The sequence below is a fragment of the Candidatus Pelagibacter sp. genome (assembly GCF_052049995.1).
Classification (GTDB): Bacteria; Pseudomonadota; Alphaproteobacteria; order Pelagibacterales; family Pelagibacteraceae; genus Pelagibacter.
Window position 1 is genome coordinate 330,828 of record NZ_JBNGYX010000001.1, and the last position, 22,011, is coordinate 352,838.

The following is a 22,011-nucleotide window of genomic DNA, read 5'->3' on the forward strand; positions in this document are numbered from 1 at the left end:
AATACTGATTATTTTTTAATCAGTATTAATAAACATAGATGCAATTATCTTTTACTGAAAAGAAAAATATTAGAAAAAGTTTTGGTAAACTAAAAGAAAGTTTATCTATACCTAACTTAATTGAAGTACAAAAAAATTCCTACAAAGAATTAACAGAATTTAATGCTCAAGCAGCTGAACTGACCAAAGGTTTCGATAGAGTATTCAAGAGTATTTTTCCAATTGAGGATTTAAATGATAAAGCAACTTTAGAGTATGTTTCATACAGACTAGATAAACCAAAATTTGATGTTGAAGAGTGTATTGCAAGAGGACTTACATATTCATCAGCTCTTAAATGTACTTTAAGACTAGTAGTTTATGAAATAGATCAAGAAAATAATACAAAAGATATTTTATCAGCTAAAGAGCAGGAAGTTTATATGGGTGAGGTCCCCATGATGACTAATAGCGGAACTTTTATAACCAATGGTGTTCAAAGAGTTGTGGTAAACCAAATGCACAGAAGTCCAGGTGTATTTTTTGATCATGACAAAGGAAAAACTCATGCAAGTGGTAAACTTTTATTTAATTGTAGAGTAATACCTAATAGGGGCTCTTGGTTAGATTTTGAATATGATGTTAAGGATTTTCTATATTTTAAAATTGATAGAAAAAAGAAAATTTTTTCATCTACTTTATTATTAGCTTTAGGTTATACAAAATCAGAAATTGTGGATGAGTTCTATGAAAGTGAACAGTATACTTTTGATTCAAAAACAGAAAAGTGGAGAACTAAATTTAATCCAGAAAACTACAAAGCAAAAAATTTCTCAGAAGAAGTAATTGATGCCAAAACTGGAGAAGTTGTAATTAAATTAGGTGACAAAATTAATTTTTTAAGTGCAAAAAAATTAGCTAATGATGGTTTGAAAGACATACTAGTTTCTAGAGAGTCTTTGTTTGGTAAATTTTTACACAGAGATGTCAAAGTCAATGAGGAAGACGATGGTGTATTTAAAATTGGGACTGAATTAAATGATACAATTATTCAACAAATTTTAGATGCAAATATACATACACTTCAAATTTCTGTTACAAACTCTATAAATAAAGGACCTTATCTACTTACAACTATTTTATCTGATAAAAATAATACTAAAGACGAAGCTATCACGGAAATCTATAAAATGTTAAGACCAGGAGAGCCACCAACCATAGAGATAGCAACTCAAATATTTAATAATCTTTTCTTTAGCTCAGACAGATATGATTTATCTGATGTTGGAAGAGTAAAAATGAATTCAAGATTAAACCAAGAATGTTCTGATAAAATTACCATATTAAGAAATGACGATATAATAGCAATTATTCATAAAATGTTGGATTTACGTGACGGTAAAGATGATGTTGATGACATTGATCACCTAGGAAATAGGAGAGTTCGTTCTGTTGGAGAGTTAGTTGAGAACCAAGCTAGAATCGGTGTTTACAGAATGGAAAGAGCTATTAAAGAAAAAATGACAACTTTAGATGTTGAGTCAGCAATGCCACAAGATCTAATTAATGCAAAACCATTAACAGTTTCATTGAAAGATTTTTTTGCAAGTTCACAACTATCTCAGTTTATGGATCAAACAAATCCTTTATCTGAAATTACTCATAAAAGAAGAGTTTCAGCGTTAGGTCCGGGTGGTCTAACAAGAGAAAGAGCAGGTTTTGAAGTTAGGGACGTGCATCCAACGCACTATGGAAGAATTTGTCCAATTGAAACACCGGAGGGTCCAAATATTGGTTTGATTAATAGTTTATCTACTTATGCAAAAATTAATAAGTATGGTTTTATAGAAAGTCCATACAAAAAAGTCAAAGATGGGGTTGTTCAAGATAAAGTCGAATACCTATCAGCAATGGAAGAAACAAAATTCACTATTGCTCAAGCAAATACAAAACTTGATAAAAATGGAAAAATTACTGAAGAACTAGTTTCATGCAGACAAAACCTAAACTTTCTTTTAGCAAAACCAGACTCTATTGATTATATTGACGTATCACCAAAACAATTAGTTTCAGTTGCAGCATCTTTAATTCCATTCTTAGAAAATGACGATGCAAACAGAGCCTTAATGGGATCAAACATGATGAGGCAAGCAGTTCCGTTATTAAAACCTGAGTCGCCGCTTGTTGGTACAGGAATAGAAAGTGATGTTGCTTTAGATTCTGGGGTGACTATTGTTGCTAAGCGCGATGGAGTTGTTGATAAAATAGATGGTAAAAGAATTGTTATAAAAGTAACAGAGGAAACAGACTTTAGTAAATCTGGTGTTGATATCTATAACCTTCAAAAATTTAAAAGATCGAACCAAAATACTTGCATAAATCAAAGACCACTAGTTAGAGTTGGTGATAAAGTTAAATCTGGAGACATTATAGCTGATGGTCCTTCAACAAAATTAGGTGAACTTGCTTTAGGTAAGAACGTTACTGTAGCATTCATGCCATGGCAAGGTTATAATTTTGAAGATTCAATCTTAATTTCAGAAAGATGTGTTACAGATGATGTATTTACATCTGTTCACATTGTTGAATACGAAATAATGGCGAGAGATACAAAGCTTGGCGAAGAAGAAATAACTAGAGATATACCAAATGTAAATGAAGAAGCTTTAAAAAACCTTGATGAATCAGGAATAGTTTATATTGGAGCAGAGGTTAATGCTGGAGATATTTTAGTTGGTAAAGTTACTCCAAAAGGTGACTCAGCATCAGGTCCTGAAGAAAAATTATTAAGATCAATATTTGGAGAAAAAGCTATCGATGTTACAGATACATCTTTAAGAATGTCTAGAGGATCAAGTGGAACGGTAGTTGACGTAAGAGTATTCAATAGACATGGAATTGAGAAAGACGAAAGATCAATAACAATCGAAAGAGCTGAAATTGAACAAGTTCAACAAGATAAAATTGTTGAGGAAGAAATATTAGAAAGAAGTATCAAGCAAAGAGCTTCACAATTCCTGTCAGGATCATCTTTAACTAAAAAAATAAAAGATTTATCTGAGGGAACTAAGTTAGATTTTGATAAAATCAATAAACTATCAATTAATGATGTTTTCAAAATCACAGTAGGAAATGTAAATGATGAAGCAACATTAGCTCAATTAAAAGATCAACATAATAAAGCAAAACAAGACATAACAGAGAGATTTGAAGATAAAGTTTTAAAAATTAGAAGTGGTGATGATTTATTACCAAGCGTTATGAAAATGGTAAAAGTATTCGTTGCTATAAAAAGAAGATTAAGACCTGGTGATAAAATGTCAGGAAGACATGGAAACAAAGGAGTTGTAAGTAAAATTGTACCTGTTGAAGATATGCCATATAGAGAAGATGGTAGACCAGTTGATATTGTATTAAATCCTCTGGGTGTTCCAAGCAGGATGAACGTTGGTCAAATTCTAGAGACACATTTGGGTTGGGCATGTAAAGAATTTGGTGAACAAGTTAAAAATTTAGTTAACGAAAATAACAAAAAAATCGAAAGAACAGAAAAAATCGAAAAATTCTTAAAATCTGTTTATGGAGAAGAAATTTTTAACGATAAAGTTGATAAGTTAAGCAAGAGTGAATTTAAAGATCTTTGTGAAAATTTACAAAATGGTATCGCAATCTCAACGCCTGTTTTTGATGGTGCTAAAGAAAAAAATGTTACAGAGATGCTTGAACTAGCAAATTTACCAGGATCAGGACAAACTTACTTGTGGGATGGTAGAACGGGAGAGAAATTTGACAGACCAGTTACTGTTGGAATAATTTATATGTTAAAACTTCATCACTTAGTTGAAGATAAAATTCATGCAAGATCTACAGGACCTTACAGTTTGGTTACTCAACAACCACTTGGTGGTAAAGCACAGTTAGGTGGTCAAAGATTTGGTGAAATGGAAGTATGGGCACTTGAGGCATATGGTGCATCATATACATTACAGGAAATTTTAACTGTTAAATCCGATGATGTTGCAGGAAGAGTTAAAGTTTATGAAACAATTGTTAAAGGTGAAGAAAATTTTGAGTCTGGAATACCAGAATCTTTTAACGTTTTAGTTAAAGAGATTAAATCATTAGCATTAAATGTGGAGTTAAATTAATGAAAAAAGAATTAACAGATCTATTTAAGGGTAGCGAAATTTCAGAAGCTCAAAATTTTAATAGTATTAAAATTTCACTTGCTAGCCCAGAGAAAATTAAATCTTGGACATTTGGTGAAATTAAAAAGCCTGAAACAATTAATTATAGAACTTTTAGACCTGAAAAAGATGGTTTGTTCTGTGCAAGAATTTTTGGACCTATAAAAGATTATGAGTGTTTATGCGGCAAGTATAAACGAATGAAATTTAGAGGAATTATCTGTGAGAAATGTGGTGTTGAGGTTACAAAATCAAATGTGAGAAGAGAAAGAATGGGCCACATTAATCTTGCTACACCAGTAGCACATATTTGGTTCTTAAAGTCTCTTCCAAGCAGAATTGCTTTGGCAGTTGATATGAAATTAAAAGAAATAGAGAGAGTTCTTTATTTTGAAAACTTTATAGTAATAGAACCTGGTTTAACTGGTTTACAAAAAAATCAACTCTTAAATGAGGAAGAATTAGCAAAATACCAGGATGAGTTTGGAGAAGAAAGTTTTACAGCGGGAATAGGAGCAGAAGCTGTTCTAGAGATGTTAAAGAATTTAGATTTAGAATTAGAAAGAAAAAATCTTGTTAGCTTTATTAAAGAAACTAAATCAAAGGTTAACGAAGAAAGAGCAATTAAAAGATTAAAATTAATTGAGTCATTTATTGAAACAGGTCAAAAACCTGAGTGGATGATTATGACAGTAGTTCCAGTTATACCACCTGAATTAAGACCTTTAGTTCCCCTTGATGGTGGAAGATTCGCTACTTCAGATCTTAACGATTTATACAGAAGAGTAATAAACAGAAATAACAGATTAAAAAGATTAATGGATCTTAAAGCTCCAGATATCATTGTAAGAAATGAAAAAAGGATGCTTCAAGAGTCGGTAGATGCATTATTTGATAATGGTAGAAGAGGTAGGGTAATTACAGGAACAGGTAAAAGACCACTTAAATCACTTGCAGAAATGCTAAAAGGTAAACAGGGTAGATTTAGACAGAATCTTTTAGGTAAACGAGTTGATTATTCAGGAAGATCAGTAATCGTTGTTGGCCCAGATTTGAAACTCCATGAGTGTGGTTTACCGAAAAAAATGGCTTTAGAATTATTTAAACCATTTTTATATGCAAGATTAAATAAATTAGGATTAGCATCAACAATCAAACAAGCTAAAAAATTAGTCGAAAAAGAGACAAATGCTGTTTGGGATGCTTTAGAATTAATTGTTAGAGAGCATCCTGTGCTATTAAATAGAGCTCCAACACTGCATAGACTCGGAGTTCAAGCATTTGAGCCAAAATTAATTGAAGGAGATGCAATTGAGTTACACCCTTTAACTTGTGCAGCATTTAACGCTGACTTTGATGGTGACCAAATGGCAGTTCACGTTCCGTTAAGTTTAGAAGCACAGTTAGAGGCAAGAATTTTGATGTTATCTACAAATAATATTCTTTCTCCATCAAATGGTAAACCGATCATTGTTCCAAGTCAGGACATGATTTTAGGAATTTATTATCTGTCACAAGAACCTATATCTGACAAACCAGCTGGATACTTTACAAATTCAGATCAAATTGAATTTGCATTATCATCTGGTCAAATAAATGTACATAGCACTATTATTTCAAGATATGAAACTGTAGACGAGCAAGGTAACAAAAAAATAGAGAAATACACTTCTACTGCAGGAAGATTTTTGTTAGCAAATTTGCTACCTAGGAATAGCAACATTAAATTCTCATTAGTAGATAGATTATTGCCTAAAAAAGTAGTTTCAGAAATAATTGATGTAGTATTTAGATTTTGTGGTCAAAAAACAACAGTAATTTTCTGCGATAAGCTTAAAGATTTAGGATTTAAACATGCATTTAAAGCAGGAATTTCATTTGGTAAGGATGATCTTGTAATACCTGCAAATAAAACTCAATTAATCGATGATACTAAGAAATTAATTGCAGACTATGAAACTCAATATGCAGAAGGATTAATTACAAGAGGTGAAAAATACAACAAAGTTGTTGATGCTTGGTCTAAGTGTACAGACAAAGTTGCTGGCGAAATGATGAAGGGAATTTCAGCTACAGAAAAAACTGATGAAGGATTAAAAATAAATTCTGTATTTATGATGGCTGATAGTGGAGCTAGGGGATCTGCTGCCCAAATGAAACAATTAGCCGGTATGAGAGGATTGATTGCTAAGCCTTCAGGGGAAATTATTGAAAGTCCGATTATCTCAAACTTTAAAGAAGGGTTAACCGCTCTAGAGTATTTCAATTCAACACACGGGGCTAGAAAAGGATTAGCAGACACAGCTCTAAAAACAGCTAGTTCAGGATATTTAACAAGAAGACTATGTGATGTAGCTCAAGATCTAACAATAACCAAAGTTAAATGTGATGATCCTGGATTTATTGAGCTTTCTGAAATTTTAGAGGGTGGTAATGTTGTTGTTAGTTTATCTGAAAGAGCATTAGGAAGAGTAACAGCAGCTGAAGTTAAAAACCCTTTATCAGGCGAGGTAATAATTAAAAAATCTGAAATGATTGATGAGGCAGGCTGTGATAAAATTGATGCCGCAGGAGTTAAATCAATTAAAGTTTATTCAGTAATGACATGTAGTTCAAAAGAGGGTGTTTGTGCTACTTGTTATGGACGAGATTTATCAAGAGGTAAGATGGTTCATGTTGGTGAAGCAATTGGAATGATATCTGCTCAATCAATTGGAGAACCAGGAACGCAGCTAACAATGAGAACGTTCCACGTTGGAGGTACAGCTTCAGTAAAACAAGATTCTCAGATAGTAACTAAAAATGATGGAACTTTAAAAATAATCAATTCAAATATTTTAGAAGACTCTAAAAAGAATTTGATTGTTATGGGAAGAAATACTCAACTTTCTATTGAGGACGACAAAGGAGTTCAGATAGCAGTTTATAAAGTTGCTTATGGATCAAGACTATTTTTCAACAATGGTGACAAAGTAAAAGCAAATACTAAAATATGTGAATGGGATCCTTACACAACTCCAGTTATAGCAGAGAAAAGTGGTACAGCTAGCTATGTAGATTTAATAGATGGTGTGTCAATTCAAGAAACTACTGACGATGCAACAGGAATTTCTTCTAAATCAGTAATTGATTGGAGAGGTCAATCAAAAAGTACTGATTTAAAACCTAGAATTACTCTTAGAGATGAAAAAGGAAATGTGATTAAAAAAGCTGATGATAATGAAGCTAGATATTATTTAGTACCAGATTCAATTTTATCAATTAAAGATGGTCAAAAAGTTTATGCAGGTGACGTGATTGCAAGATTACCTAAAGAAACTACAAAAACAAAAGATATAACGGGAGGTCTTCCAAGAGTTGCTGAGTTATTTGAAGCTAGAAAAGCTAAGGATAGTGCAATCATTGCAGAAAATGATGGTAGTGTTGTTTTTGGTAAAGAGGTAAGAGGTAAACAAAGAGTATCTATTGTTCCTGAAGATGGATCAGAACCTTCAAATTATTTAATTCCAAAAGGTAAACATATCAATTTCAATCCAGGTGAAAAAATTCAAAAAGGAGAGTATCTTTTAGATGGTCAACCATTACCACATGATATTTTAAGAATTTTAGGAATCAAAGATTTAACAGAATATTTTGTTAATCAAGTTCAAGAAGTTTATAGATTACAAGGTGTAATAATAAACGATAAGCATATTGAAACTATTTTAAGACAAATGCTTAAAAAAGTTGAAGTTAAAGTATCAGGTGACTCAAGTTATTTACCTGGTGAAGTGGTTGATAGAATTAAGTTTGATAATACTAATGAAAAATTGGTTGCAGAAGGAAAAACACCAGCCGTTGGTGAAAGAGTTCTAATGGGTATTACTAAGGCTTCACTTCAAACAGAATCGTTTATTTCAGCTGCTTCTTTCCAAGAAACAACAAGAGTATTAACAGACGCTGCGATTAAAGGAAAAGTTGATCCATTAAATGGCCTAAAAGAGAACGTAATTGTTGGAAGATTAGTTCCTGCAGGTACTGGTAATATTAAAAATAGATGGAACAATAAAGCTCTAGAGGATGATAATAATTTCTTAGCAGAGCAGGAAAAAATAGAAGCTTCAGAACCTGAAGAAACACAAGCAAATCAGTAAAAAAATCGCCTAAAAATTGCAGTTTTAGTTTGACAAAGGGCTATTAATAAGTAATTTGGCGATATTTTTGGTTGGAATGTAGTGCTTCTAACAGTACTAAACGCTGCCACAAAATAACCTGTCAGTTATTTTCATCTAAAAATAAATTAATTAATTTTAAAAAATTTATGCCTACTATAAATCAGTTGTTAAGAAAAAAAAGAGTTAAACCAGCAGTAAGGAATAAAGTTCCTGCTCTACAAAAACAACCTCTAAAAAGAGGCGTTTGCGTAAAAGTTTATACAACAACCCCTAAGAAACCAAACTCTGCATTAAGAAAAGTTGCTAGAGTGAGATTGTCAAATGGATTTGAAGTTACAGCTTATATTCCAGGTGAAGGTCATAATCTTCAAGAACACTCGGTAGTACTAATTAGAGGTGGTAGGGTAAAAGATTTACCAGGTGTTCGTTATCATATTCTAAGAGGTAATCTGGATACTCAAGGTGTTGCGAATAGAAAACAAAGAAGATCTTTATACGGAACGAAAAAAGGTAAATAATGTCTAGAAAAAAAACTCAACCTAAAAAAAATGTAGTTCCAGATCCAAAATTCAAATCAACTATTATTCCTAAATTAATCAACAATATCATGTATGACGGCAAAAGAGGTATTGCTGCCAAAATAGTTTATGACGCTATAGATAAAATTAAAACAAAAACTAAAGATGAACCGATTAATATTTTTAATGAAGCAATTAACAACATCAAACCAACAGTAGAAGTTAGATCTAGAAGAGTTGGTGGTGCAACTTATCAAGTTCCTGTTGAGGTAAAAAGTAAAAGAGCACAAGCGTTAGCGATCAGATGGTTAGTTGAGTCAGCAAGAAAAAGAAAAGATAAACACATGGCAGATAAAATTTTTAATGAGCTTTATGATGCTTATGAAAAAAAAGGAGCTGCTGTTAAAAAAAGAGAGGATGTACATAAAATGGCAGAGTCTAACAAGGCATTTGCTCATTTTAGATGGTAATAAGATATGGCTAGAACTCATACATTAGATAAGTATAGAAATATTGGGATCATGGCCCATATAGACGCTGGAAAAACAACTACTACAGAAAGAATTTTATATTATACAGGTAAAAGCCATAAAATTGGTGAAGTGCATGATGGTGCAGCAACCATGGATTGGATGGAACAAGAACAAGAAAGAGGAATTACAATTACTTCAGCAGCAACTACTTGTTTTTGGAATGATCACAGAGTTAACATTATTGATACCCCAGGCCACGTAGACTTTACTATTGAAGTAGAGAGATCTTTAAAAGTTTTAGATGGTGCCGTAGCTGTTTTTGATGGTGTAGCAGGTGTAGAACCACAATCTGAAACAGTATGGAGACAAGCAGACAAATATAAAGTTCCAAGAATTTGTTTTGTAAATAAACTAGATAGAACAGGTGCTGATTTCTTTAGATGTGTTGACATGATTAAAGATAGATTAGGCGCAAAGCCATTAGTATTACAAGTTCCTATTGGAATTGAGGCTTCTTTAGCTGGAGTCGTTGATTTAGTTAAAATGAAAGCTCAAGTTTGGAAAAATGAGGCATTAGGTGCTGAATGGGAATACAAAGATATTCCCGATGATCTTAAAGAAATTACTGAAAAATATAGAACAGAATTAGTCGAAACTGCTGTAGAGCAAGACGAAAAATTAATGGAATCTTATTTAAATGGAGAGGAAATTAAAGAGGAAGATTTAGTTAAGTGTATAAGAAAAGGAACATTGAATTTTAGTTTTGTTCCAGTTTTAACTGGTTCTGCCTTTAAAAATAAAGGTGTTCAGCCTTTATTAGATGCAGTTGTGAACTACTTGCCAAGCCCAGTTGATATTGGTTCAATTAAAGGAACAAAAGTTGGATCAGAAGATGAAATAGAAATGAAATTTGATGATGGTTCTTCTTTTTCTGGTTTAGCATTTAAAGTTGCTAACGATCCTTTTGTAGGTTCTTTAACATTCGTTAGAATTTATTCTGGTACGATTAAGTCTGGAACTGCCGTATACAACTCTTCATCTGATAAGGAAGAAAGAGTTGGTCGTATGCTTTTAATGCATGCTAATTCAAGAGAAGATATTAAAGAGGCTAATGCAGGTGATATTGTTTCACTAGCAGGGTTAAAAAATACTATGACAGGTCACACTTTATGTGACAAAGAAAATCCAGTTTTATTAGAGCCAATGGAATTCCCAGACCCAGTAATTGAAATTGCTGTAGAGCCAAAAACAAAAGGTGACCAAGAAAAAATGGGTGAAGCATTAGCAAGATTAGCTAAAGAGGATCCATCATTTAGAGTTTCTTCAGATGAAGAGTCGGGCCAAACAATCATTAAAGGTATGGGTGAACTTCACTTAGATATTATTGTTGATCGAATGAAAAGGGAATTTAAAGTTGAAGCAAACGTAGGTGCTCCACAAGTTGCATACAGAGAAACTATAGAAAAATCAGCTGAGTACGAATACATACATAAAAAACAAAGTGGTGGTGCTGGTCAGTTTGCTAAGGTTAAATTATTCGTTGAACCTCAAGAACCAGGAAAAGGAAGAGAAGTTGAAAGTGCTATTAAGGGTGGAGCTATTCCTAAAGAATTCATTCCCGGTGTTGAAAAAGGTATTGAAACTGTCTCTGATAGTGGAATTTTGGCAGGTTTTCCGATGATTGATTACAAGGTAACTATTGTTGATGGTTTACATCACGATGTTGACTCAAGTGTTTTAGCTTTTGAACTTGCAAGTAGGGCATGTTTTAAAGAAGCTTGTACTCAAGGTGGATTAAAACTTCTGGAACCAATTATGAGAGTAGAAGTTGTTACTCCTGAAGATTATATGGGAGATGTTATTGGTGATTTAAACAGTAGAAGAGGCCAAATTAGCACTCAAGAACAAAGAGGGAATGCAACTGTAATTACAGCTATGGTTCCTCTAGCTAATATGTTTGGTTACATTAATAATCTTAGATCAATGTCACAAGGAAGAGCACAATATTCAATGTTCTTTGATCATTATTCTAAAGTTCCTCAAAACGTTCAAGATGAAGTAACTAAAAAGGTAGCGGGATAATGGAAAAGCAAAATATAAGGATAAAACTAAGAGCGTACGATAATAAGGTTCTAGACGCTTCTACAGAAGAAATTGTGAATACAGTTAAAAGAACTGGAGCTACAATTAAAGGTCCTATTCCATTGCCTACAAGAATTGAAAGATACACTGTATTAAGATCACCTCATATAGATAAGAAAAGTAGAGAACAGTTTGAATCAAGAACACACAAAAGATTAATAGATATTATTGAACCAACACCACAAACTGTAGAAGCATTGATGAAACTTGATTTAGCTTCTGGTGTAGATGTGGAGATAAAAATTTAATTATGAGCGAGATAGCATTATTAGGAAAAAAAATAGGAATGACGAGAGAATTTTATAAATCTGGTCAGTTAGTTCCTGTGACTGTGCTTAAGGTTGAAAAAGCTAGAGTTATTCAGGTTATTGAAGAGGAAAAAAGAGGATACAAAGCTGTTCAGCTTGGATATGGGAAAATTAAAAATTCAAAATTAACCAAAGCTATGAAAGGTGTTTTTGCTAAAAAAAATACTGAAGCTAAGAAAAAATTAAAAGAATTTAGAGTAAACGACACATCTGCTTACAAAGAAGGAAACGAGTTTGGTTTAGAAATATTCAAAGACATTAAATTTGTAGACACAAGATCCAAAACAATTGGTAAAGGTTTTGCAGGTGCTATGAAGAGACATAATTTTGGTGGTTTAAGAGCCAGTCATGGTGTTTCTATATCTCACAGAGCACATGGTTCGACAGGACATAGTCAAGATCCAGGAAAAGTTTTTAAAGGAAAAAAAATGGCTGGTCATATGGGTGACAAGCTAAGAACAATGCAAAATATTGAAATAATAAAAACTGACTTAGAAAACGAACTCCTTTACTTAAAAGGATCAATACCTGGTTCAAAAAATTCTGAAGTAATGGTTAAAAAATCTGTAAAAAATATAAGTAAAATGACAATTGGTGAGAAACAAGCAGCTGCTGAAGAGGCTAAAAAAACACCTGAGAAAAAGAAAAAATAATGAAATTAGATAAAATTAGTATAGACGGGAAAAAAGATAGCATTGAAGTTTTGGATAAGATTTTTTCTGCCAAAATTAACCATAAATTAGTTAGTGCTGTTCTTTATAAAACAAATGCTAATTACAAAGGAAGACATGCCAAAACTAAACAACAAAATGAAGTAAAAGGACCAACTTCAAAAATATATGCTCAAAAAGGGACTGGTGGTGCAAGGCATGCTAGTAGAAAAGCTCCTATATTTGTTGGTGGTGGTATTGCTCATGGACCAAAAGGTGAATTAGCTTATAAAAAAAGAAAACTAAATAAAACTGAGAAAAAACAAAGCGTAGCTTCACTAATTACAGAAAAAAATAATAATAAAAACTTATTAATCTTAAATGACTTTAGTTCAGAAATTAAAAAAACTAAAGAGATGAACTCAATTATTAATAAACTTGAAATTACAAATTCACTAATAATTTTAGACAAAAATTCAAAAGAAAAAATAGAAAGATCAGTAAGAAATATTCCAAATGTTAAAGTTACAGATGTAAATCATTTTAGTGCTTACGACATTATTAAATTTAAAAAAGTAGTTTTCACAGAAAGCTCCGTAAAAGAATTAGAAAAGAGATATTCATAAAATGGAAAAAATTCACTTATACGACAAAATTCTTTCTCCAGTGGTTACTGAGAAATCTACTAATTTATCTGAACTTAATAAAATTGTTTTTAAAGTTCCGGATGGAGCAAATAAGAAAAATTTAAAAAAGAATATAGAAAAAATATTTAAAGTTAATGTGACCAAGATAAATATTATAAACAAACAGAACAGAACAAAAGTTACCAGAGGTAGAAAAGTAAAAGTATCCGGTTATAAAAAAGCAATAATAACTTTAAAAAAAGGTCAAAGTATTGATCTAACAACAGGAATTTAATAAATGGCATTAAAAACTTTTAAACCATACACTAAATCTACAAGAGGCACTATCTTAGTTGATAGAACTGGTTTATGGAAAGGTAAACCATTCAAGACCTTAGTTTCTCCTAAAAATGCGATGAAAGGTAGAAATAACAATGGTCATATTACCTCTATAAATAGAGCAGGTGGGCATAAAAAAATGTACAGACATGTTGATTTTTATAGAAAAAAATTCGACATGGAAGCTACAGTTGAAAGAATAGAGTATGATCCAAATAGGTCGTGTTACATCATGTTAGTTAAATTTGAGGATAGTACTCATGCATACTTTTTAGCACCACAAAAAATTAAAGTTGGAGATAAAGTTGTAAGCGGTTCTAAAAAAGAAATTAAAGTAGGTAATTGTATGCCATTGCAAGACATTCCAGTGGGTATAAATATACATAATGTCGAGATACAGCCAGGTGGTGGTGGAAAAATTGCTAGAGCAGCTGGCTCATCAGTTACTATTAGTGGTCTAGATGGAAACTATAGTTTAATAAAATTAGCCTCAGGTGAAGTGAGAAAAATAGATTCAAGAGCTTTAGCTACAATTGGAATTTTAAGTAATCCAGATCAAAAAAATATTAAAATTGGAAAAGCAGGTAGATCAAGATGGTTGGGCAGAAGACCTCATACTAGAGGTGTTGTTAAAAACCCTGTTGATCACCCACATGGAGGTGGTGAAGGAAAATCTGCTGGAGGAAGACATCCAGTTTCACCTACAGGACAATCTGCTAAAGGTTTAAAAACTCGAGATAATAAGAGAACAGATAAATTTATAGTTAAGAGAAGAAATAAGAGGAAGGATACTAAGTAATGGCTAGAGCAGTTTGGAAAGGACCGTTTGTAGAGGAAAGCTTGATGAAGAAGGTTGACAAGTACAAAGACGATCCAAAGAAAATTCCTATTAAAACTTGGTCAAGAAAATCTACAATTTTACCTGATTTTGTAGGGGTAAGTTTCCAAATTTATAATGGAAAAAAATTTATACCAATAACTGTTTCAGAAGATATGGTAGGACATAAATTAGGTGAGTTTGCACCAACAAGAACATTCTTTGGTCATACACCAGCTGATAAAAAAGTTAAACCAGCAACAGCAGAGAAAAAATAATTATGGGTAAGAAAAAGAAAATTGATAAATCGAACCAAAAAACTGTAAAGTCTGTTAATAATGGTATTAGATCAAGTGTTAGAAAGCTAAATCCAATACTAAAAAGCATTGTTGGCAAAAAAGTTGATGTTGCAATTAGAGATTTACAGTTTTCAGAAAAAAGAGTTACTAGAGATGTTAGAAAAACTATCAGTTCAGCTGTAGCCAATGCTGAAAATAATTTTCAATACGATATTGATAAATTAATAGTTAAAGAAGCATATTGTGGAAAAAAAATAGTTATGAAAAGATTTAGACCAAGAGCCAAAGGAAGAGCAGCACCAATATTGAAACCTTGGTCAACTGTTACAATAATTTTATCAGAAGCAAAACAAATGGAGAAGCATGGGGCAAAAAGTTAATCCTGTAGGTTTTAGATTAGGTGTCAACAGAGGATGGGACTCTGTATGGTATGCTAAGAAAAAAGACTTTGGAAATTACCTAATTGAAGATTTTAAAATCAGAGAATATATCAAGAAAAATGTAATTAACTCTGGTGTATCCAAGGTAATGATCGAAAGAACATCTAATAAATGTTATGTTACAATTTACACTTCTAGACCAGGATTTGTTATTGGAAAAAAAGGAAGTGATATAGACAAAATTAAAAACAATCTTTCAAAATTAACAACAAATGAAGTTAATTTAAACATAAAAGAGGTAAAAAAACCTGAGACAAATGCTTATTTGGTAGCGGAAAATATAGCACAGCAGCTTGTTAAAAGAATTTCTTATAGAAGAGCAATGAAAAGAGCAATGCAATCATGTATTAGATTGGGTGCCAAAGGAATAAAAGTTTCAGTTAGTGGAAGACTTGGTGGAAATGAAATAGCAAGAACAGAGTGGTTAAGAGATGGAAGTATTCCATCACATACTTTAAGAGCGGATATAGATTATGCAGAGGCAGAGGCTCTTACAACATATGGGATTATTGGAATTAAAGTTTGGATTTATAAAGGTGAGGTTTTTGCCAGAGAATTTAGTCAAGAGACCAACAAGGTAACACCAAAGGAAGGTAAACAGTAATGCTTCAACCAGTAAGAACAAAGTGGAGAAAAGCGCATAAAGGTAGAATTCATGGTAATGCTACAAGAGCAAGTACTATTAATTATGGTGCTTACGCATTAAAAGCTTTGCAGCCTGAAAGAGTTACTGGAAAACAGATTGAAGCTGCAAGAGTTGCTTTAACAAGACATATGAAAAGACAGGGAAGAGTTTGGACAAGAATATTTCCAAATATACCAGTTTCAAAAAAACCAATTGAAGTCAGAATGGGTAAAGGAAAAGGTTCACCTGAATACTTTGCATGCAGAGTAAAACCAGGAAGAATACTATTTGAAGTTGATGGTGTTTCTGAACAAATTGCAAAAGAAGCATTATACAAAGCATCAGCAAAATTACCTATAAAAACTAAAACAATTAAGAGATTTGCATAATGAAAAAACAAGAAATTAAAAAATTATCAAAGGACGAAATTGTGAAGAATATTGATAAACTTAAAAAGGATCTTTTTAATTTCAGATTTCAAAAAATGAATTCACAAGTAACAAACCCAGCTAAAATTGGGGAAACTAGAAAAACAATAGCAAGATTAAAAACAATTTTAAAAGGAAAAGCAAATGCCTAAAAAAATACTTACAGGTGTAGTTATAAGCGATAAACCAAATAAAACAGTCACTGTTATGGTAGAACGTAAATACTCACACCCAGTTCTGAAAAAAGTAATCAAAGTTAGAAAAAACTATAACGCTCACGATGAAAATAATAAGTTCAAAACTGGAGACAAAGTTTCAATAATTGAGAGCAAACCTTTTTCTAAAAATAAAAAATTTCAAGTTATGGAGAGTACGAAGTAATGATTGGTGTTCAAACAGAATTACAAGTAGCTGATAATACTGGTGCAAAAAGAATTGAGTGCATAAAAGTTCTAGGTGGATCAAAAAGAAGATACGCTAGTATTGGTGATACAATTGTAATTGCAGTTAAAGAGGCGATACCCAAAGGAAAAGTTAAAAAAGGATCTGTCCATAAAGCTGTAGTTGTGAGAGTTAAAAAAGGAATTCATAGAAATGATGGTTCTAAAGTAAGATTTGATAATAATGCAGCTGTTTTAGTTGATGACAAAGGAGAACCAGTTGGAACAAGAATTTTTGGTCCAGTTACAAGAGAATTAAGAAGCAGAGGTCAAATGAAAATTATTTCATTGGCACCGGAGGTTTTATAATGATTAAAAAAGGATTGAAAGTAAGAGTTTTAACTGGAAAAGATAAAAAAAAAGAGGGTGAAGTTATTGAAATTGATAGAGCTAATAACAGAGCTAAAGTTAAAGAAATAAACATGGTTAAAAAACACGTTAAAACAACAAAAGAGAAAAAAGGTGGAATTTTTCCAAAAGAAAGCTTTATTCATATTTCAAACTTAAAATTAATTGATGAGAAAGCGGCTAAGAAAAAAGAGGCTAAAAAATAATGACACCAAGATTAAAAGAAATATTCAATAAAGAAATTCAACCTGCGTTAAAAGATCAGTTTGGTTTTAAAAATATTTATATGGCTCCAAGAATTGAGAAAGTTGTTTTAAATATGGGTCTTGGTTTAGATGCTACAGATTCTAAGATTTTAAAATCATGTGAAGAAGATATGGCTAAAATTACTGGACAAAAACCAATTACAACAAAATTTAAAAAATCAGTAGCTAATTTTAAAACAAGAAAAGGTTCAAATGCTGGTTTAAAGGTAACATTAAGAAAAAATAGAATGTATGAATTCTTAGATAGATTGGTGAATATAGCATTACCAAGGATTAAAGATTTTAGAGGTTTGTCATCAAAAGGTTTTGATAAATTTGGTAATTATACATTTGGAATTAAAGAACATATAATTTTTCCAGAAGTAAGCTTTGATAGAGCAGACAAAGTTAGAGGTTTAGATATAATAATAGTTATAAAAGCAATCAACAAAGAGCATAGTTTTGCATTACTAGAAAAAATGAATTTTCCATTTATTAAAAAAGGAGATAATTAAACATGGCAAAGTTAAGCGCTGTTAATAAAAATAAAAAAAGAATTAAGCTTTCAGATAGGCTTTATAAAAAAAGACAAGCATTAAAAAAAATTGTAATGGATAAAAAGATTCCATTAGAAGAAAGATTTAAAGCGCAACAAAAATTATCAAAACTGCCAAGAAACTCAGCTAAAACAAGAGTTATGAATAGATGTGAGATTACTGGAAGACCTCATGGTGTTTACAGAAAATTAAAGATTTCAAGAATTGCATTAAGACAATTAGGATTACAAGGAAAGATACCTGGCTTAGTTAAATCTAGCTGGTAGAAAGGAAAATTATGAGTTTAAGTGACCCAATAGGAGATATGATTGCAAGAGTGAAGAATGCTCAAGCCAGAAATCATAAAAAAGTTGAATTACCTTCATCTAATTTTAAAACAAAAATTGCAGATATACTTAAAAATGAAGGTTTTATAAAAGATTTTAAAGTAAGTTCTGAAGAAAAAAAACCAATTTTATCATTAGAGCTTAAGTACCATTCAGGCAATCCAGTAATTAGTGCTTTTGAAAGAGTTTCAAAACCTGGAAGAAGAATTTTTTCATCTGCTGATAGCTTACCTAAAATAAATAATGGTTTAGGAATTGCTATTGTTTCAACTCCAAAAGGAGTAATGACAGATATAGATGCTAGAAAACAAAAAGTTGGTGGCGAAATAATTTGTAAGGTATTTTAATGTCTAAAATAGGTAAAATAAACATATCGATCCCTGAAAAAGTAAAAGTTGCTTTAGCTGGAAATATTATAAATATAGAAGGACCTCTAGGAAAAAAATCAATCAATGTTGATCTAGACATGTTTAGTTTAGATATTATTGAAGGGAAAGAAATTTCTATTAAACCAAAAAAAGTAGATCAAAACTCAAAAAGACTTTGGGGAATGAATAGAAGTTTAATCAATAATGCTGTAATTGGATCAAGCACAGGTTATGAAAAAACTTTAGAATTAGTTGGTGTTGGTTATAGAGCAGCTTTAAAAGGAAATCAGTTAAATTTACAATTAGGTTACAGTCATGATATTAATTTTGACATACCAGAGGGCATTAAAATTGCAGTTGAAAAACAAACAACACTAAAAATTACAGGATCTGATAAGCAGCTAGTTGGTGAAGTTGCATCTAAAATTAAAACATTAAGAAAAATCGAACCTTATAAAGGAAAAGGTGTTCGAGAAAAAGGACAATACGTACTTAAAAAAGAGGGAAAGAAAAAATAATGAAATTAAACACTAGTATCAGAAAAAGATTTAGAGTTAGCAATAAAGTTAAAAAAGTTGCTTCAAAAGACAGATTTAGATTAAGTATTTCTAGATCATCAAAAAATATTTCAGCACAGATAATAGATGATACAAAAAAAATAACTTTGTTATCAGCTTCATCTATAGAAAAAGATCTTAAATCAGTTGATAAAGTTAATAAAATAGAATTATCTAAATTGGTAGCTCAAAAATTAGCTAAAAAAGCTCAAGAGAAAAAAATTACTAAAATTTACTTTGATAGAGGTTCTTACAAATATCATGGGAGAATTAAAATTTTTGCAGAAACTTTAAGAGAAAATGGAATGGAATTTTAATTATGGAAAATTTAAGGGATAAAAAAACTGACGACATATTAGAAAAATTAGTCCACATAAATCGTATTACTAAAGTTGTAAAAGGTGGAAGAAGATTTGGATTTTCTGCGCTTGTAGTTGTTGGAAATCAAGCAGGAAAAATCGGTATAGCTCACGCAAAAGCTAAACAAGTACCTGATGCTATAAAAAAAGCAAATGAGATGGCAAGAAGAAAACTTACTCATATACCCTTAAGAGAAGGCAGAACGATACATCATGACGTTAAGGCAAAAGATGGCTCAGGCAGAATTGTATTAAGAGCAGCTTCTAAGGGAACAGGTATTATTGCAGGTGGTCCAGTGCGGGCAGTATGCGAAGTTTTAGGAGTAAAAGATATTGTTGCAAAATCTATGGGTACTTCAAATGCACACAATGTTATTAGAGCCACAATGAAAGCATTGATGAAACAAAGTTCACCAAAACAAATATCAGCAATTAGAAATAAAAAAATTTCTGAAATAATTGAAAAAAGAGGCTAATGATTACTTTAAATAATAGAGAAAAAATCAATAGATCTAAAATAAGAGTTGGAAGAGGAATTGGTTCAGGTAAAGGAAAAACATCAGGCAGAGGTGTTAAAGGTCAAAAATCAAGATCTGGGGTAGCTATAAAAAGTTTTGAAGGTGGTCAAATGCCATTATACAGAAGACTTCCAAAAAGAGGTTTTAACCCAATATCAAAAGAAAGTGTTGCAATCTTAAATCTAGATAAAATTCAATCTTACATAGATAAAAAAAATATTAATCCAAATGAAGTATTAAACTCAGAATTATTGAAAAAACGTAAATTAATAAATAAAAACTCAAAAAAATTAAAAATTTTAGGTTCTGGGGAAGTAAAAGATAAAATAAATATTGAAGCTGACCTAGCCTCTAAATCAGCAATAGAAAAACTAGAAAAAATTGGTGGATCTATTCAATTAAAAAAATAGTTTGTTTATATGAGTGCATCATCATCAACAAATGATTTAAGAAATAGAATTATATTTACTATTTTAATACTAGCAGTTTATAGATTTGGAACTTTTGTACCTTTACCAGGTATAGATCCTGAGCAATTGAAAATTATGATGGAGGGTAATCAAAAAGGATTGCTAGGCATGTTTAATGTTTTTGCAGGAGGTGCAGTAAGTAGAATGGCGATATTCGCATTAGGTATAATGCCTTATATTTCTTCTGCAATTATAGTTCAACTTTTGACTGGGGTTTCTGATTATTTTAAAAATCTTAAAGCTCAAGGTGAGACAGGAAGAGCTAAAATTACACAAATTACTAGATATGGAACAGTGTTACTTGCAACTGTTCAAGGATATGGTTTATCAGTTGGTTTAGAGTCATCTGCTGATCTGGTAATCAATCCAGGAGCTTTTTTTAAAATAACTACCGTTTCAACTATTGTTGCGGGTACAATATTTTTAATGTGGTTGGGAGAACAAATCACTCAAAGAGGAATTGGTAATGGTATATCGTTAATAATTTTTGCTGGTATCGTAGCTGAAATACCAAGAGCTTTAGTTACAACTTTTGAATTAGGTAGAACAGGAGCAGTTTCAACATTTATGATCTTAACTTTATTTGTTCTATTAATAGTTACAATTCTTTTTGTAGTTTTTATGGAAAGAGCCTTACGAAAAATTCTGATTAATTATCCAAAAAGACAAATGGGTAATAAAATGTATGGTGGAGAGTCATCACATTTACCTTTAAAAATAAATCAAGCTGGAGTAATTCCTGCAATTTTTGCTTCTGCACTTCTATTACTGCCAGTAACATTTTCAAATTTTTCATTTTCAAATAACGAAACATTTTTAAATTTGAGTTCTTATTTTACTCAAGGACAACCTCTTTATATGATGTTATATGCATCAGGAATAATATTTTTCACTTTTTTTTATACTTCTATAACATTCAATCCAACGGAAACTGCTGAGAATCTAAGAAAGTATGGAGGATTTGTTCCAGGAATTAGACCAGGTGAAAGTACAGCTTTTTATATTCAGAATATTTCAACTAAGTTAACAACAATTGGTGCTTTATATTTAACGTTAGTTTGTTTAATGCCTGAATTTTTAATTGCAAACTATCCAATACCTTTTTATTTAGGTGGTGCATCTATATTAATTGTTGTTGTAGTAGCGATTGATACTGTAACGCAGATACAAACGAGATTAATGAGCTCACAATACGAGCAACTGATTAAAAAAACTAAATTTGGTAAGTAAGTGAATATAATTTTATTTGGACCTCCTGGTGCTGGAAAAGGTACTCAGTCTAAATATCTTGTAAAAAAATTAAATGCTTTTCAAATTTCAACAGGTGATCTTTTAAGAGAAGAAATCAAAAAAAATTCAAACATTGGTAAATCTATAACTAATGATATGAAGAATGGAAAATTTATAAGTGATGATATTGTTAATAAACTTATAGAGAAATTAATATCTGATCCTCAAAAAAAAAACAAATTAATATTTGATGGATATCCTCGATCATTAAGCCAGGCTCAAAATTTAGAAATGTTACTAAAAAGTTCAAATCAGAACATAGATCTAATTTTATTTCTAAAAGTCGATAAAGAAACAATTCTCAAAAGACTTGAGAAGAGAAAAATTATAGAAAATAGGTCTGATGATGATGCTCATACGATAGTTTTAAGGTATGAGAAATACATGGAAACAACACAACCAGTTCTAAATTTCTACTCTGGGAATCCAAATTTTAAAGAGATTGATGGAAGCTTAGAAATTGAAGAAATAACAAGGAAAATAGACGCTTTTACCAATGTTTAAGACGTTGACTTTGATTAATCTTCTTATATAAAAGGCACAATTTA

At 31.3% G+C, this 22,011-nt stretch carries 27 protein-coding genes; all 27 read left to right on the plus strand.

Going from position 1 to position 22,011, the window contains the following annotated elements; genetic code table 11:
- The first annotated feature begins 38 nt into the window (after positions 1 to 38).
- Positions 39 to 4,127, plus strand: coding sequence for a DNA-directed RNA polymerase subunit beta (gene rpoB, locus ACTT9Y_RS01815; RefSeq protein ID WP_440932748.1), 4,089 nt, complete (start codon positions 39 to 41; stop codon positions 4,125 to 4,127).
- Complete coding sequence (gene rpoC, locus ACTT9Y_RS01820; RefSeq protein ID WP_440932749.1) at positions 4,127 to 8,299, plus strand: DNA-directed RNA polymerase subunit beta'; 4,173 nt, start codon at positions 4,127 to 4,129, stop codon at positions 8,297 to 8,299. Before rpoB ends, rpoC begins: the two co-directional genes overlap by 1 nt.
- A 167-nt stretch (positions 8,300 to 8,466) precedes the next feature.
- On the plus strand, positions 8,467 to 8,838 hold the full coding sequence (rpsL, locus tag ACTT9Y_RS01825) for a 30S ribosomal protein S12 (RefSeq protein ID WP_440932750.1): 372 nt from the start codon (positions 8,467 to 8,469) through the stop codon (positions 8,836 to 8,838).
- Complete coding sequence (rpsG, locus tag ACTT9Y_RS01830) at positions 8,838 to 9,308, plus strand: 30S ribosomal protein S7 (protein WP_075485276.1); 471 nt, start codon at positions 8,838 to 8,840, stop codon at positions 9,306 to 9,308. The genes rpsL and rpsG overlap by 1 nt, the downstream gene beginning before the upstream one ends.
- 6 nt (positions 9,309 to 9,314) lie before the next feature.
- Complete coding sequence (gene fusA, locus ACTT9Y_RS01835; protein ID WP_440932751.1) at positions 9,315 to 11,393, plus strand: elongation factor G; 2,079 nt, start codon at positions 9,315 to 9,317, stop codon at positions 11,391 to 11,393.
- The gene (gene rpsJ / locus ACTT9Y_RS01840; RefSeq protein ID WP_023853699.1) at positions 11,393 to 11,701 is read left to right on the plus strand and encodes a 30S ribosomal protein S10; all 309 of its coding nucleotides are present in this window, start codon (positions 11,393 to 11,395) and stop codon (positions 11,699 to 11,701) included. The genes fusA and rpsJ overlap by 1 nt, the downstream gene beginning before the upstream one ends.
- 2 nt (positions 11,702 to 11,703) lie before the next feature.
- Positions 11,704 to 12,414, plus strand: a complete 711-nt coding sequence (rplC, locus tag ACTT9Y_RS01845; protein ID WP_440932752.1) for a 50S ribosomal protein L3 — start codon at positions 11,704 to 11,706, stop codon at positions 12,412 to 12,414.
- A complete protein-coding gene (gene rplD / locus ACTT9Y_RS01850; RefSeq protein ID WP_440932753.1) occupies positions 12,414 to 13,037 on the plus strand; it encodes a 50S ribosomal protein L4 in 624 nt (207 codons plus the stop codon). The genes rplC and rplD overlap by 1 nt, the downstream gene beginning before the upstream one ends.
- Position 13,038: 1 nt before the next feature.
- Positions 13,039 to 13,332, plus strand: a complete 294-nt coding sequence (gene rplW / locus ACTT9Y_RS01855; RefSeq protein WP_072091192.1) for a 50S ribosomal protein L23 — start codon at positions 13,039 to 13,041, stop codon at positions 13,330 to 13,332.
- Positions 13,333 to 13,335: 3 nt separating this feature from the next.
- The gene (gene rplB / locus ACTT9Y_RS01860; protein ID WP_440932754.1) at positions 13,336 to 14,175 is read left to right on the plus strand and encodes a 50S ribosomal protein L2; all 840 of its coding nucleotides are present in this window, start codon (positions 13,336 to 13,338) and stop codon (positions 14,173 to 14,175) included.
- Positions 14,175 to 14,471, plus strand: a complete 297-nt coding sequence (rpsS, locus tag ACTT9Y_RS01865) for a 30S ribosomal protein S19 (RefSeq protein WP_440932755.1) — start codon at positions 14,175 to 14,177, stop codon at positions 14,469 to 14,471. The genes rplB and rpsS overlap by 1 nt, the downstream gene beginning before the upstream one ends.
- Positions 14,472 to 14,473: 2 nt before the next feature.
- A complete protein-coding gene (rplV, locus tag ACTT9Y_RS01870; protein ID WP_440932756.1) occupies positions 14,474 to 14,872 on the plus strand; it encodes a 50S ribosomal protein L22 in 399 nt (132 codons plus the stop codon).
- Complete coding sequence (gene rpsC, locus ACTT9Y_RS01875; protein ID WP_440926720.1) at positions 14,856 to 15,536, plus strand: 30S ribosomal protein S3; 681 nt, start codon at positions 14,856 to 14,858, stop codon at positions 15,534 to 15,536. Before rplV ends, rpsC begins: the two co-directional genes overlap by 17 nt.
- Positions 15,536 to 15,946, plus strand: coding sequence for a 50S ribosomal protein L16 (gene rplP, locus ACTT9Y_RS01880; RefSeq protein WP_023853707.1), 411 nt, complete (start codon positions 15,536 to 15,538; stop codon positions 15,944 to 15,946). Before rpsC ends, rplP begins: the two co-directional genes overlap by 1 nt.
- Positions 15,946 to 16,137, plus strand: a complete 192-nt coding sequence (gene rpmC, locus ACTT9Y_RS01885; RefSeq protein WP_023853708.1) for a 50S ribosomal protein L29 — start codon at positions 15,946 to 15,948, stop codon at positions 16,135 to 16,137. The genes rplP and rpmC overlap by 1 nt, the downstream gene beginning before the upstream one ends.
- On the plus strand, positions 16,130 to 16,366 hold the full coding sequence (rpsQ, locus tag ACTT9Y_RS01890; RefSeq protein ID WP_440932757.1) for a 30S ribosomal protein S17: 237 nt from the start codon (positions 16,130 to 16,132) through the stop codon (positions 16,364 to 16,366). Before rpmC ends, rpsQ begins: the two co-directional genes overlap by 8 nt.
- Complete coding sequence (gene rplN, locus ACTT9Y_RS01895; RefSeq protein ID WP_023853710.1) at positions 16,366 to 16,734, plus strand: 50S ribosomal protein L14; 369 nt, start codon at positions 16,366 to 16,368, stop codon at positions 16,732 to 16,734. Before rpsQ ends, rplN begins: the two co-directional genes overlap by 1 nt.
- A complete protein-coding gene (rplX, locus tag ACTT9Y_RS01900; RefSeq protein WP_023853711.1) occupies positions 16,734 to 16,979 on the plus strand; it encodes a 50S ribosomal protein L24 in 246 nt (81 codons plus the stop codon). Before rplN ends, rplX begins: the two co-directional genes overlap by 1 nt.
- Positions 16,979 to 17,533 carry a 50S ribosomal protein L5 gene (rplE, locus tag ACTT9Y_RS01905; protein WP_440932758.1) on the plus strand — a complete coding sequence of 185 codons (555 nt, stop codon included), beginning with the start codon at positions 16,979 to 16,981 and terminating at the stop codon, positions 17,531 to 17,533. The genes rplX and rplE overlap by 1 nt, the downstream gene beginning before the upstream one ends.
- A gap of 2 nt (positions 17,534 to 17,535) precedes the next feature.
- The gene (gene rpsN, locus ACTT9Y_RS01910) at positions 17,536 to 17,841 is read left to right on the plus strand and encodes a 30S ribosomal protein S14 (RefSeq protein WP_023853713.1); all 306 of its coding nucleotides are present in this window, start codon (positions 17,536 to 17,538) and stop codon (positions 17,839 to 17,841) included.
- Positions 17,842 to 17,852: 11 nt separating this feature from the next.
- A complete protein-coding gene (gene rpsH / locus ACTT9Y_RS01915) occupies positions 17,853 to 18,248 on the plus strand; it encodes a 30S ribosomal protein S8 (protein ID WP_075485249.1) in 396 nt (131 codons plus the stop codon).
- The gene (gene rplF, locus ACTT9Y_RS01920) at positions 18,248 to 18,787 is read left to right on the plus strand and encodes a 50S ribosomal protein L6 (RefSeq protein ID WP_440932759.1); all 540 of its coding nucleotides are present in this window, start codon (positions 18,248 to 18,250) and stop codon (positions 18,785 to 18,787) included. The genes rpsH and rplF overlap by 1 nt, the downstream gene beginning before the upstream one ends.
- Positions 18,787 to 19,143, plus strand: coding sequence for a 50S ribosomal protein L18 (gene rplR, locus ACTT9Y_RS01925; protein WP_440932760.1), 357 nt, complete (start codon positions 18,787 to 18,789; stop codon positions 19,141 to 19,143). Before rplF ends, rplR begins: the two co-directional genes overlap by 1 nt.
- Before the next feature lie 2 nt (positions 19,144 to 19,145).
- A complete protein-coding gene (gene rpsE, locus ACTT9Y_RS01930) occupies positions 19,146 to 19,661 on the plus strand; it encodes a 30S ribosomal protein S5 (protein WP_440932761.1) in 516 nt (171 codons plus the stop codon).
- Positions 19,661 to 20,113, plus strand: coding sequence for a 50S ribosomal protein L15 (gene rplO / locus ACTT9Y_RS01935; RefSeq protein WP_440932762.1), 453 nt, complete (start codon positions 19,661 to 19,663; stop codon positions 20,111 to 20,113). Before rpsE ends, rplO begins: the two co-directional genes overlap by 1 nt.
- 9 nt (positions 20,114 to 20,122) lie before the next feature.
- On the plus strand, positions 20,123 to 21,403 hold the full coding sequence (gene secY, locus ACTT9Y_RS01940) for a preprotein translocase subunit SecY (RefSeq protein ID WP_440932763.1): 1,281 nt from the start codon (positions 20,123 to 20,125) through the stop codon (positions 21,401 to 21,403).
- Positions 21,404 to 21,967, plus strand: coding sequence for an adenylate kinase (locus tag ACTT9Y_RS01945; protein ID WP_440932764.1), 564 nt, complete (start codon positions 21,404 to 21,406; stop codon positions 21,965 to 21,967).
- Positions 21,968 to 22,011 lie beyond the last annotated feature (44 nt).

Coding starts and splice junctions, on each gene's coding strand:
- rpoB (WP_440932748.1), top strand. CDS start 39: ATGCAATTATCTTTTACTGAAAAGAAAAATATTAGAAAAAGTTTTGGT.
- rpoC (WP_440932749.1), top strand. CDS start 4,127: ATGAAAAAAGAATTAACAGATCTATTTAAGGGTAGCGAAATTTCAGAA.
- rpsL (WP_440932750.1), top strand. CDS start 8,467: ATGCCTACTATAAATCAGTTGTTAAGAAAAAAAAGAGTTAAACCAGCA.
- rpsG (WP_075485276.1), top strand. CDS start 8,838: ATGTCTAGAAAAAAAACTCAACCTAAAAAAAATGTAGTTCCAGATCCA.
- fusA (WP_440932751.1), top strand. CDS start 9,315: ATGGCTAGAACTCATACATTAGATAAGTATAGAAATATTGGGATCATG.
- rpsJ (WP_023853699.1), top strand. CDS start 11,393: ATGGAAAAGCAAAATATAAGGATAAAACTAAGAGCGTACGATAATAAG.
- rplC (WP_440932752.1), top strand. CDS start 11,704: ATGAGCGAGATAGCATTATTAGGAAAAAAAATAGGAATGACGAGAGAA.
- rplD (WP_440932753.1), top strand. CDS start 12,414: ATGAAATTAGATAAAATTAGTATAGACGGGAAAAAAGATAGCATTGAA.
- rplW (WP_072091192.1), top strand. CDS start 13,039: ATGGAAAAAATTCACTTATACGACAAAATTCTTTCTCCAGTGGTTACT.
- rplB (WP_440932754.1), top strand. CDS start 13,336: ATGGCATTAAAAACTTTTAAACCATACACTAAATCTACAAGAGGCACT.
- rpsS (WP_440932755.1), top strand. CDS start 14,175: ATGGCTAGAGCAGTTTGGAAAGGACCGTTTGTAGAGGAAAGCTTGATG.
- rplV (WP_440932756.1), top strand. CDS start 14,474: ATGGGTAAGAAAAAGAAAATTGATAAATCGAACCAAAAAACTGTAAAG.
- rpsC (WP_440926720.1), top strand. CDS start 14,856: ATGGGGCAAAAAGTTAATCCTGTAGGTTTTAGATTAGGTGTCAACAGA.
- rplP (WP_023853707.1), top strand. CDS start 15,536: ATGCTTCAACCAGTAAGAACAAAGTGGAGAAAAGCGCATAAAGGTAGA.
- rpmC (WP_023853708.1), top strand. CDS start 15,946: ATGAAAAAACAAGAAATTAAAAAATTATCAAAGGACGAAATTGTGAAG.
- rpsQ (WP_440932757.1), top strand. CDS start 16,130: ATGCCTAAAAAAATACTTACAGGTGTAGTTATAAGCGATAAACCAAAT.
- rplN (WP_023853710.1), top strand. CDS start 16,366: ATGATTGGTGTTCAAACAGAATTACAAGTAGCTGATAATACTGGTGCA.
- rplX (WP_023853711.1), top strand. CDS start 16,734: ATGATTAAAAAAGGATTGAAAGTAAGAGTTTTAACTGGAAAAGATAAA.
- rplE (WP_440932758.1), top strand. CDS start 16,979: ATGACACCAAGATTAAAAGAAATATTCAATAAAGAAATTCAACCTGCG.
- rpsN (WP_023853713.1), top strand. CDS start 17,536: ATGGCAAAGTTAAGCGCTGTTAATAAAAATAAAAAAAGAATTAAGCTT.
- rpsH (WP_075485249.1), top strand. CDS start 17,853: ATGAGTTTAAGTGACCCAATAGGAGATATGATTGCAAGAGTGAAGAAT.
- rplF (WP_440932759.1), top strand. CDS start 18,248: ATGTCTAAAATAGGTAAAATAAACATATCGATCCCTGAAAAAGTAAAA.
- rplR (WP_440932760.1), top strand. CDS start 18,787: ATGAAATTAAACACTAGTATCAGAAAAAGATTTAGAGTTAGCAATAAA.
- rpsE (WP_440932761.1), top strand. CDS start 19,146: ATGGAAAATTTAAGGGATAAAAAAACTGACGACATATTAGAAAAATTA.
- rplO (WP_440932762.1), top strand. CDS start 19,661: ATGATTACTTTAAATAATAGAGAAAAAATCAATAGATCTAAAATAAGA.
- secY (WP_440932763.1), top strand. CDS start 20,123: ATGAGTGCATCATCATCAACAAATGATTTAAGAAATAGAATTATATTT.